Annotated in this window: 8 protein-coding genes and 2 pseudogenes; 7 read left to right on the top strand and 3 right to left on the bottom strand. The window is 62.9% G+C overall.

Features of this window, described 5'->3' with window-relative positions:
* The 7 genes and pseudogenes from J2847_RS33290 to J2847_RS33260 all read left to right on the top strand — a co-directional run.
* Positions 1–180: pseudogene (locus J2847_RS33290) on the top strand (YecA family protein); the annotation flags it as partial.
* A gap of 181 nt (positions 181–361) precedes the next feature.
* Entirely contained in the window at positions 362–988 is a 627-nt protein-coding gene (locus J2847_RS33285) for a PIG-L deacetylase family protein (protein WP_209783013.1), read from the top strand.
* 24 nt (positions 989–1,012) lie between these two features.
* Positions 1,013–2,011 (top strand): motility associated factor glycosyltransferase family protein, encoded by a 999-nt coding sequence (locus J2847_RS33280; RefSeq protein WP_209783012.1) that lies wholly within the window; start codon positions 1,013–1,015, stop codon positions 2,009–2,011.
* Positions 2,005–2,946 carry a radical SAM/SPASM domain-containing protein gene (locus J2847_RS33275; RefSeq protein ID WP_209783011.1) on the top strand — a complete coding sequence of 314 codons (942 nt, stop codon included), beginning with the start codon at positions 2,005–2,007 and terminating at the stop codon, positions 2,944–2,946. The genes J2847_RS33280 and J2847_RS33275 overlap by 7 nt, the downstream gene beginning before the upstream one ends.
* 64 nt (positions 2,947–3,010) lie before the next feature.
* Positions 3,011–3,994: a hypothetical protein gene (locus J2847_RS33270; RefSeq protein ID WP_209783010.1), complete on the top strand. Its 984-nt coding sequence runs from the start codon at positions 3,011–3,013 to the stop codon at positions 3,992–3,994.
* A gap of 7 nt (positions 3,995–4,001) precedes the next feature.
* Positions 4,002–6,410, top strand: a complete 2,409-nt coding sequence (locus J2847_RS33265) for a glycosyltransferase family A protein (RefSeq protein WP_209783009.1) — start codon at positions 4,002–4,004, stop codon at positions 6,408–6,410.
* Complete coding sequence (locus J2847_RS33260) at positions 6,407–7,642, top strand: glycosyltransferase family protein (protein ID WP_209783008.1); 1,236 nt, start codon at positions 6,407–6,409, stop codon at positions 7,640–7,642. The genes J2847_RS33265 and J2847_RS33260 overlap by 4 nt, the downstream gene beginning before the upstream one ends.
* A 121-nt stretch (positions 7,643–7,763) precedes the next feature.
* On the opposite strand, the gene J2847_RS33255 is transcribed toward J2847_RS33260, so the two are convergent.
* From J2847_RS33255 to J2847_RS33245, 3 genes and pseudogenes are all read right to left on the bottom strand, one after another.
* Positions 7,764–8,990, bottom strand: coding sequence for an ISAzo13 family transposase (locus J2847_RS33255; protein WP_209783007.1), 1,227 nt, complete (start codon positions 8,988–8,990; stop codon positions 7,764–7,766).
* A gap of 64 nt (positions 8,991–9,054) precedes the next feature.
* Positions 9,055–9,345: pseudogene (locus J2847_RS33250) on the bottom strand (transposase); the annotation flags it as partial.
* Between the two features lie 70 nt (positions 9,346–9,415).
* Positions 9,416–10,354 carry a recombinase family protein gene (locus J2847_RS33245; protein ID WP_209783006.1) on the bottom strand — a complete coding sequence of 313 codons (939 nt, stop codon included), beginning with the start codon at positions 10,352–10,354 and terminating at the stop codon, positions 9,416–9,418.
* Positions 10,355–10,676 lie beyond the last annotated feature (322 nt).

Genomic DNA, 10,676 nt, shown 5'->3' with positions numbered 1-10,676 from the left:
CCACGGGCCTGGAAGAGCGTGACCAATCCGGACAAGCCCGAGCACGCCGCCTTCCAGGTGCTGGACCCCATGCTGTTCGGCACCGAGGCCATCGCTGAGGCCGATGTCCCCGCCCTGGCAAAGGCCATCCTCGACCTCCGTGAACACTTCAAGGTCCGCCGCCACAGATCGATGCGGTGATTGCCCGGTCCGAACCAAAGGGACCGCTCGTAACGCTTACTGTTTATCCGCTGGTCTCGGGCGGGCATGATGTTCAGGTGATTGAGGATATCGAGATGAAGGCGCTGATGCGACGCGAAACGGGCGGATCGCAACCGACCATGCGATGGCTGGCGATTCATGGATGCGAGGAGATGGGTGTATGAGGATTTTGGCGCTTGGCGCGCATGCCGACGATGTCGAACTGGGATGCGGCGGCAGCTTGCTGCGCTGGGCTGCGGAAGGGCATGAGATCGTCCTCTATGTGGCCACGGATTCCGCCTATGCTGCTCCCGATGGCAGGCCTGTCCGCACCGCCCAAACGGCGGCGCGCGAGGCGGAAGCCTCCGCTCGTCGCTTGGGCGCCCAACTGGTGATCGGCTCCTTTCGAGCTTTGGAACTCACCTTCGCCGAGCCGCTGAACACGACACTGGCGGCGCTGTTCGAGGAGGTGCGGCCGGATCTGGCGTTGGTGCACCATAGCGCTGATACCCATCCCGACCACCGCGCCCTGTCTCTGGCCACGTCGCATGCCAGTCGCCGTTGTCACCGCCTGCTGGGTTACGCCAGCAACTGGTATGTAAGTCCCGACATCTTCGATCCCAGGATGTCGGTGGACATATCGGAGACACTTGAGGAAAAGCTGGCGCTGATCGAACTCTTCGAGTCCGAGAACGGACGAACCGGCGGCGTCTGGCAGGAACACGCGCGCGCTCTGGCCGCAGTCCAGGGACGGCGCTGCGGTGTGCGTTACGCGGAAGCCTTCCAAGTCGTCAAATATCGTCTTTAGACCGAGCCGGTGGAGCCTTCTGCGATGGCCCAATACCCCATCACGTTGTCGGACAGCCTTGAGACGATCGCCGCGTCTCTTCAGGAGGTCTTCCATACCCGGACCCGCCAGGACACGATGCGCCATGCGCTGACGCTTCTCGATGCGATCGCGCGCCACGCCGACGGAGACACCGTCACCGTCATGACCAAGAACGGAGCGCTCGATCTCTATTTGCCTGCCGATCCCTTGCTCAAACTGGTTCGGGGCAACAGGCGCTTGCGGAACCGTCATGCCGGAGAGCGCTGCTTCATCGTGGCGAGCGGCCCGAGCCTGAAGCGCATCGATCTGAAAGCTTTGGCCGGGGAAACGGTGATGACGCTGTCGCGCGGGTATTCGCATCCCGATTTCGACGCCATCGCACCGCGCTACCATTGCATAACGCGCATTTTCCGTGAGCATATGAGCGACGAAAAGATCAGGGAATTTTTTATTGATATGGATAGGAGAATTGGATCAGCTGAACTGTTTTTAAGCACATCGGAAGAATCTATTATTCGCAAGAATGGGATTTTTTTCGGACGTACTGTGAATTACCTGCATCAATTGGACGATATTCCTGTTCCTGCGAATGGACAGATGTATGACCTTTGTCGTTCCTTGCCCAGCGTCCAGTCCGTTCCTGTGCTTGCGCTGATGATTGCAATATATATGGGGTTTCAGGATATCTATCTGCTGGGTGTCGATCACGATGAGGTTTGGACACGAACCTACCATTACGCTCATGAACCAAGCTTCAAGTTCGCTGATCCTTCGGTCGGAGAAAACGGCAAGGTTGTGACGACGACATACGATCTCTTGCAGAACTATGCGGTTTTATGGCGGGAGTACCGACGGTGCCGCATGATGGCTGAAGAGAACGGGTGTCGCATCTACAACGCATCGCCAGGAAGCGCTTTGGACGAATTCGAGAGAGTGGATTTCGGTGGTTTGATGCTCTCGCCATCCTCCGCCTCCTCGCGCGGGAATCCTGAGGCATGTTGAAGATGGAAGCACTTCAGACGCTTTCAAGCGAAGCGCGCTCGGCAACGGATCCGACGCTGATCGGGCGCCCCTTTTCTGTTTTCAACATCGAGTTGACCAACCGTTGCCCCTTCAAATGCGTCATGTGCGCCCGGACCAACAACATGACGCGCCTACAGGGAGTGATGGATTTCGCCCTGTTCCGGAAGATCATCGACGAGTATGTGGATGCGAACCCGAAACGCGCGGCCTCTTCGGAATGCTGGCTCCATCATTTCGGGGAGAGCCTCGTCCATCCGGATTTTGATCGTTTCATCGCTTATGCCTCGGCCCGTGGCGTGTTTACGGCGCTGTCGTTGAATCCCTTGTTGCTCAAGCGCCCCCTGGCACTCGCGCTGCTGCGCGCCGACCCGGGAAAACTTTATTTCTCGCTCGATGGCCATGACGATGCGTCGTTCGAGAAAATTCGTGGCGTCAAGGACGCCTATGAGCCGTCCGTACGCAATCTCCTGAATTTTCTCGCTCTAAAAAAATCTTTCGGATCGAAGGTCAAGGTCTTTGTCTCGATGATACATTTTGGTCTTAATGAAGGCAGCATTGATCGGATGCGTGAATATTGGTCGAATATGGATGGCGTTGACCACTTTCTAGATAAAGAGTTCATTACTTGGGATGGCAATGCGCAGGATGTCAATAAGCTCGAGGGCTATAGCCCGATACCGCAGAAAGACCATGTGACCTGCCAATTTCCTTGGGACAAGATGACGGTGACCTGGGATGGGGACGTGGTGCCCTGTTGCTATGACTACGACAAGCGTTATGTTCTGGGCAATGCGTTACGGCAGTCCCTGTCCGAGATCTGGAACGGCGAACCGATGCGTCGCTTGCGCCAGGAATTTCTTGATAATCAGGTTGATAATCCTTTGTGCCGGAACTGCGAGTATCTTCGGGGGTGACGCATCGCCGCCGGTGACCCCTCGACAGGGCACTCCTGTTGAACCGTTTCGTAGAGGACTTTCCATGCCCGTTGAATTGGACGATCTCACCCCCCTGTTTCGTCAACTGCGCGCCCTGGCTTGGCAGCACCATCGGGAACGTCTGTCGATCGCTGACCGGCAGCTCATGCTGACGGCGAACACGATGAGTGAGGCGCTGCGAGGGCGTCGACAGATCCGGCACCTCTCCGATGTCGAGTTCCAGGTGTTCTCGCAAATGGGCGAGGACGGCATCATCGAATGGCTGATTCAGAATCTTCCAATCCGCTCCGAGTGTTTTATCGAGTTCGGTGTCGAAAACTATATGGAAAGCAATACGCGCTATCTTCTACGCCACAGGAACTGGAAAGGCCTTGTGATCGATGCCAGCATCCAGAATGTAGAAGAAATCACCAAAGATCCGATTTTCTGGAAGCATTCCCTCAGTGCGAAATCTTATTTCATTGATCGTGAGAATATCAATAATATTCTAGCAGGCTCGGGTTTTGACGAGCAATTCGGTCTGCTCAGCATCGACATCGATGGAAACGATTATTGGGTGTTCGACGCGATAGAGACGTTCAGACCGGACATCGTGATTTGTGAATACAACGCGGTCTTCGGCGACCTGCACGCGGTGACGGTTCCTTATGACCCGGCCTTCCAGCGCCGGATCGCTCATCCCTCCTGGCTGTATTTCGGGGCATCGATCCGGGCGCTCGAAATGGCCGCGGCGCGCAAGGGCTATGTTCTGTTGGGCAGCAACTTGGCCGGCCACAACGCTTTCTTCGTCCGTGGCGATCTCGCTTCCTCCCTGTCCATCGAGGATCGCCGGGCACGCCCGTCCCTTATCCGCGAGTCCCGTGACGAAGATGGAGCGCTGTCTTATGCAAGCGGACTTGATCGTGCGGCGCTGATCAGCGACATGCCGGTTCTGGACCTTGAAACCGGCCAGACTGTGGCACTGGGAAGCTTCGGGACACTTTACAGCCCTGATTGGCATGCGCGCATTGCCGGCCCGAAAATCTGAACCGGGCATGACAACACTGAGCAACCTTTCCTGCGCCATCCTGACCCCGCCCCGCGACGATGCCCGCCTGGACACGGCCCACCGGCTGTGTCGGGTGCTGGAGCCGCACGGTTTCGCCACGGCCGTTTTCTGCGATGCCGACTCGGTCCACGACGGTGGGTTCGATTTCGTGGTGGCGATGACGGCGCTTCAGCCGAAACTGTCGGCCTGCCCGTCCTACGCGTTGTTCGACCGGGCCGATTTTGCCGGCGTGCCGGGAGCCGAGGCGATGGGGCGCCTTCTCGGCCATGACGCCTATCTGGTCACCAGTCCGGCGGAGGAGGCCTATCTGGCGGATGTGCTGTTCGGCACCCGCAAGCGCGGCAGCCGGATCCTGTCCTGGCCGGGCCTTGCCGCTCCAGCTGCGCTTGCAGCCCGCCGGTCCGACGATCTTCTGGTGCCTTTCGCCGTGCCGCCGTCCCCTGAACAGAGGGTATTTCTGCAGGCGCTTGCAGCGCGGCGGGTCGTGCGTGTGGTGGCGTTCGAATCCGTCGCCGGGGCGGTAGGCGAGGCGCTGGGCGTGGCGGTCGAACCGGTTCCTCCAGACGGCTGCGCCTTGAGCGCCTTGGCGCAGGGGCATGCCGAAGCGCTGTGCCTGCCTTCCCTTCTTGCTTCCGAGCGGCTTCCCTTCGCCTTGCTGCGCGCGACAATCGCCGAAGCGGGGTGCCGCCTGCTCGACGGAACGGTGGATGCGCCGGTCGCGGTTCTGCTGCGGAGGATCGAAGCGGAGGCGAAGGAGGTCGAGGAGCGGAAAGCGGACTCGGATTCCGCCGCCGCACAAGCCCTTCGCGCGCTGCACGAGGCCACGCTCGAGGCCAAAGGCTATCGGCCCGGCCCCACGACCGCCAGCCCCGAGCCTTCCGTCGCCTATCTGGTGCGGACCGGCGGACGGTCGCCCTGGTACCTGAAGCGCGCCCTGACCAGCCTCGCCGCGCAGGGATACCCGGCTCTGCGCGTGGTCCTGGTCGTGTGGCAAGGATCGGAGGAGTTGGACGGGGTTCTGGGGCAGCCTTGGCCGTTCCCCATCGTCGTCGTCCATGATCCCGGCGCCAATCGGAGCCGGACCCTGGCGACCGGGTTGCGGGCCATCGCAGACAGCGACGCCGCCTATTTCGGGGTCCTCGACGACGACGACGAAGTGCATCCCAACCATGTCCGCAGCTTGCTGGCCTGCCTGGAGCAGCGGAGGCGTCTGACGGTTCCAAGGGCCGAAGTTGCCTACGCCGGTTCGGTGGAGATCGTGGAGGATGAGAAGGCCGCGCCTTTGCCGCATCACCAAGTTCCCCTGCCCGTGCCGGCACGTCGGCTGCGGCCTGGAGCGTTCTTCTTTCCCAACCCTACGCGCCTGTGGAGCCCCGCCGTCCACATGCCTCCCCATGCCTTCCTGGCCGCGACGCGCCTGATCGATGATGACATCCTGACGGATTGCCGCATTCCGGCGGCGGAGGACACGCATCTCCTGAACCTTCTGGCGGAGCGCAGCGACTTTGCGTTCTCCTGCGAGGTGACCGCGGTCTATCACTTCCATGGGGAGGGCCAATCGGGTTGGTGGGAGCGTCCGGTGGAAGACAGGGTCGCGGAGCGCCTCGGCCTGCGGGTCCTGGGCCGGATTCCCGCGATGCGGGCGATGTATGGGGGCGTCCCCTTTCCGTCCGTCGACCACCCGCTGGGAGCCGGCGTTCCCAAAACCCTCTTCGTCCCGCCGGCCGATGCGCGCCCCGCGACCGACGGTCCGGTGGTGTCCATGGGGGACGGCGTCGCCAACGGGGAAACGCTGGTTCTGAGTGTGGGCGGCTACCAAGCCCTGTGGTATTTCGACGGTCTTCCTGATGAACGGCCGGTCAGCGTGCGGCTGCCCAATGGCCGGGGGGGCCACGTCGATGCTGTTCCGGCGGTGTTGCCTGGGCGGCAGAGCTGGCGCATCGCCCATCGCTTCTTGGTGGAGCGCGACCTGCGGCTCGCTCCCGGTGAACTGCGTCTGGAATGGCCGGGCGGTTCTCATCCCGCACCCTTGGGCCTGCGTGTGGAAGCGGTTGCGGAAGGCTGGCGCCTGCCCTGGAGCCGTTTCGCCGAGACGCCGGGCCGGATCTGGATTTTCGGGGCCGGCAGCGCGGGCCGGGCGGCCCTGGGACATCTGACCAGGCTTGGGCTTGCGAGCCGCATTGCCGGCTTCATCGATTCCCACTGTGGTGGCCACATCGACGGATTGCCGGTCCGCCCGCCGTCGGACCTCGAAGCCCCCTCCGCTCGGACGGATGTGATCCTGATCGCCAGCCAGCACTGGGAGGAGATCAGGCGCCAGCTGGCCGAGGCGGGGCGGCGGGGCGTCTACAGCAGCCATCCGATCAATCCCGCATGCCTGTGGTTCCTGCCGTGAGCCCGTCATCCGCAGGCCTGCCACGCTGTGTCCACATCGTCGATCCGATGATGGTCAACAGTGTCGGCCATCACCATCACATGGTCGTGGATCTGCGGACGGAACTGGCGGGACGCGGGTGGGACGCGAAACTGTATGCTTCGCGGGATTGCGATTCCACCATCCGGGCGATGGCGGCGGCGGCCTGTTTCGATCATCTCCCGCGGATCCGAATCTATCCGATGCCCGAAGCCGACATCGGCGCGGTCAATTACCGGTTCCAGCAGAGTCTGGAGAGCCTCACCCCCCGGATCGTGCCCGGCGACACCGTGTTCGTCACCCTGGCCGGCCATCGGAACCTGTTCGGCATCCTCGGATGGCTGGAGGCGATGGAACCGGAGCGCCGGCCACGGGTCGCGTTGATGCTGGCGGCGGCGGAATGCTTCATTGACTTCGAAGACACGGTGCATAACCGCAACAGCCGGATTTTTCAAACCGTCTGCCGGGCCATCGCCGGCCTTTTCACCGGAACGGGGATGCCGGCGCCGCTGTTCTTCACGCCGTCGGCTTTCTATACGGACCATTTGGCCAGTCTTTTCGGTCCGGACGTTGCAATCGGATCCTTCCCCTATTCCTTCCAACGCTCGACCGGTGCCGTGGCGGTACTCGCCGCTCCGCCGCTGGTCGGGCTGTTCGGCAACACTGGTTGGGTGCAGAAAGGGCTGGAGCGTTTTCTGGAAGCTGCACAAATCCTTCTTGCGGAGAGGGAGGGTGTCCGGTTCTTCACCCAGATCGACTTTTCACTTGAACCCGCCGCAACTTCCGCCTCGGCCGGTGAGCGGCTCGCCGGTTATCGGGATGTTCTCGACCATTCCGCCGTAACCGTCTCATCCGGTCCGCTGGAGCCGGCGGATTACGATGCGCAGCTCGGCCGTTGCGCCTTGGCCGTTCTGCCCTACGGGCCGTCGTACCGGAGAATGCACTCGGGGATTCTGTTCGAGGCGTTGCACCGAGGAAGGCCGGTGGTGCTGCCGGCGCATTCCCAGGTCGCTCGCGACGCTGCGGCTTTGGGGATTGCCATGCCGGTCTTCACGGAATGGTCGGGAGCTGGAGTGGCGGCCGCCATACGGGATGGGCTGGACCATTACCCCTTCTATGAGGCTGAGGCACGTAGGGCATCGGACCTTGTGGACCGCCTCCCTTCAGGTGGTGAGCGTCTGGCAGCTCTGTTGACAGGCACGGAGGGGGTATGACAACTCTCTCTTGTCGCTGAAGGTTTGTTCCGACGTCCGCCTCGCCTGAAAGAAGATATTTCCACCACGCGAAGGGCATGTTCTGAGCTGGCCCCCGTTTCCCGGACAGTTCGCTTAGGAACTACGCCAAATCAAGTGCGCTGTTTTGTGGCCGTGGAGCGATTGTGTAGTTCCACTCTGGATGGAAGTCGTTTTTGGTAATGGCGAGGGCGTTGATTTCGGCGTCGGAGACCTTGATGCCCTTGGCATAGTCTGCGGTGTCGATTTCACAAGCGACCTTGAGACCGGTCTTGGTGGTGGTTGCGGCGATCAGTTCGACGACGGCCAGCCGGCTGGTCAGCGGCCGGGCGCGCCAGTTCTGCGAGATGTGGCAAAAGAGACGGTGCTCGATCTTGTTCCATTTCGAGGTGCCTGGCGGGTAGTGGCAGACGCTGATGGTGAGGCCGGTTTCGTCGGCGAGCTTCTGTAACTCCACTTTCCACAGCCGGACCCGGCTTCCGTTGGAGCCCCCGCCGTCCGCCGTGATCATCAGCGTGTCGGCCTGCGAATAGCGGGCCTGCCCCATCGCCTCCCACCAGCGACGGATGGCCTGAACAGCGAACTGGGCGGTGTCGTGGGTCACTCCGACACTCACCCACCCGGCGTTCTCGGCCACGTCGTAGACGCCGTATGGAATGGCCTTGCCGAGGTCCTTGTCCTCGAAGTCATGCACGATCACCCGGCGCGGCTTCCCTTCGGGGCGCCAGTCGGTTCCGGCATTCTTGTAGGGGCCGATCAACTCCTTCTTCTTGGTGTCCACCGAGATGACCGGAGTGCCGGCAGCCTGGAATGCCAGCACCTGGGCATTGATGTGCTCGAACTGGGCGTCGCGGTCGGGATGCCCGCGCCCCTCATTGGCCTTGCGGTTGCCCTGGCGGGAAAAGCCGAGCCGACGCAGCAGGCGGCGCACCGAGTTGGCCGACACCCGATGGCCTTTGTCCCGCAACGCCGACGCCAGCTTCTCCAGGCTCTTGGACACCCACAGCAACGGGCGCTCCGGGCAGCCCAGTGTCATTGGCGCGATCAGTTCCAGCAGGTCGCGCTCCAACGTCGCATCCGTGTCGGTCAGCCGCTTGCGCCCGCCCCCCGGCCGGCGCAGCCGGGACCCGCGCGGCGGCACGCCCCCGGCAATCTCCTTCAAGCCCCGCCCGATGGTGCTCGGCGCGATACCGGTGCCTCGCGCCACCGCGGCAATCCCGCCACGACCGAGCGCCTGCGCTTGGGTGGCGGCGAACAGACGACGCCCCTGCTCGTCCAGACTCGGATGCAGAAGGGCGTATTGGCGGCGCAACGCAGCTTCATCGATCATGATGAGCCAGTCTACAGATCCCGACTCCCGCCGAGAATCCCCTACCGCGCAACCTCCTATCGATTCGTCTATTTTGGACCGGCGCCTTGCGCAAAAAATCCCGCTCCACCACCAACTGGCCGATCATGGCGTGCAGCTTTTCCACCTCCCCCTGATGGCTGGTTTCGGCCGCTTCCGCCTTGCCGGAGAACACACCGGCCAGTCCCTCCATCGTCTGCTTCTTCCAGGTGTTGATCAGCGTCTGATGCACGCCGTGCTTGGCCACCAGCTGCGACACCGTCAACTCGCCTCGGATCGCCTCCAGCGCCACCTTCGCCTTGAACTCCGCCGAATACCGTTTCCGTTTTCCCGTCATCGGGTCCGTCCTTCTTCCTGGGCGAACCAAGCTTAGCGAACTGTCCGGGAAACGGGGACCAGCTCACTCATCAGGGGTCGCCATCGGCGAGGTCGAGCAAGCCTTGGTCGCGCGCTCGGTCAAGCAGGGCCTTGACGCTCGACGGCGCCCAGGTTCGGGCTCCGGTCTTGGTCGGGATGTTCTGACGCTCCAACTGGCGGCCGATGCGGGCGAGCGTCGGCTTCTCACCGTCGGCGGCGTTGTGGATGGTCGCGACCAGTTCCACCAGCCGCTTGTCCTGCGCCACCGCCTTCTTGGAGCGCCGCGGTGCCTCCTTCAGCAGGCTGGGATCGGCCAAGCCGTCGCCGACCAAGCGACGCACGGCCCGGATCAGCGCGTCGCGCGTCCAGGGCGCCGGGTTGTCGCCCGGCCGCTTCCTCACCGCGGTGTTGAGCACGTCGACGACGCGGTCCCAGGGGTGCGCCGGCCGCAGTCGCTCGACGATCGGCAGAAACTCCCCGGCCCCCTCGGCAACCCGCTCGCTGAGGCGGTCGTCTCGGGCGCGGGCCACCCGGCGCCGGGCGAGTGGGTCCTTGGCGATCAGTCCTGGGTTGCCCGGCTGCTTGCCGATCGCCTTGGCAGCCCGCACGCCGGCCTTCGTCCGCTCACGGATCAGGGAACGCTCGAACTCGGCTACGGCGCCGAGGATCTGCAGGGTGAACTTGCCCTGCGGGCTGCCGGTGTCGATCGGGTCGCCGAGCGACTTGAAGGCCGCTCCCTTGCGCTCCAGGCCGTCGATCACGTCGAGCAGGTGGGCGAGGGAGCGCGCCAAGCGGTCGATGCGCACCACCACCAGCGTGTCACCCTTGCGGAGCCGGTTCAGCACCGCCCTGAGTTGGGGGCGCTCGCGGTCGGCGCCCGACGCGTTCTCCCGGAAGATCTCGGTGCAGCCGAATCTCTTCAGGTCGAGGAACTGCGCCTCGGTCGACTGGTCCTCGGTGGAGACGCGTGCGTAGCCGATGAGGGCCATGGCCAACGGATTCCTGTGATGCGAGGGCTCCCCGGCCAGAAAACGGAATTTCCATCCCAGCCGGCTGCGCCAGCATACCCCATTTTCAGGCCATTCGCTTTCTGATAACCGGACGGTTTGAAGCCAGCGGAAAAATTTTGACTGCCAAGCCGGCCCCGGTCCTCTCCGCAGGCAGCGAGACAAGACGCCAAACCGGATGGTCGGCTGGTAAGCGCCGGCCGAGGCGGGGTCGTGTCCCGAGGCGTGGTGTAGGAGCCGGGGGGCTCATCTGGTCTCCGGCAGGCCTAGCCGGGGCAGTCACGCAGCCGTAGCGGGCAACGTG

Source organism: Azospirillum agricola, assembly GCF_017876095.1.
GTDB classification, from domain to species: domain Bacteria; phylum Pseudomonadota; class Alphaproteobacteria; order Azospirillales; family Azospirillaceae; genus Azospirillum; species Azospirillum agricola.
Note: the sequence above shows the minus strand (reverse complement) of the source record. Positions and strands in the feature narration are given on the sequence as shown.

Bases quoted from the DNA above. Each gene is read 5' to 3' on its own strand.
- J2847_RS33265 (WP_209783009.1), top strand. From the start codon at position 4,002: ATGACAACACTGAGCAACCTTTCCTGCGCCATCCTGACCCCGCCCCGC.
- J2847_RS33285 (WP_209783013.1), top strand. From the start codon at position 362: ATGAGGATTTTGGCGCTTGGCGCGCATGCCGACGATGTCGAACTGGGA.
- J2847_RS33275 (WP_209783011.1), top strand. From the start codon at position 2,005: ATGTTGAAGATGGAAGCACTTCAGACGCTTTCAAGCGAAGCGCGCTCG.
- J2847_RS33245 (WP_209783006.1), bottom strand. From the start codon at position 10,354: ATGGCCCTCATCGGCTACGCACGCGTCTCCACCGAGGACCAGTCGACC.
- J2847_RS33270 (WP_209783010.1), top strand. From the start codon at position 3,011: ATGCCCGTTGAATTGGACGATCTCACCCCCCTGTTTCGTCAACTGCGC.
- J2847_RS33280 (WP_209783012.1), top strand. From the start codon at position 1,013: ATGGCCCAATACCCCATCACGTTGTCGGACAGCCTTGAGACGATCGCC.
- J2847_RS33255 (WP_209783007.1), bottom strand. From the start codon at position 8,990: ATGATCGATGAAGCTGCGTTGCGCCGCCAATACGCCCTTCTGCATCCG.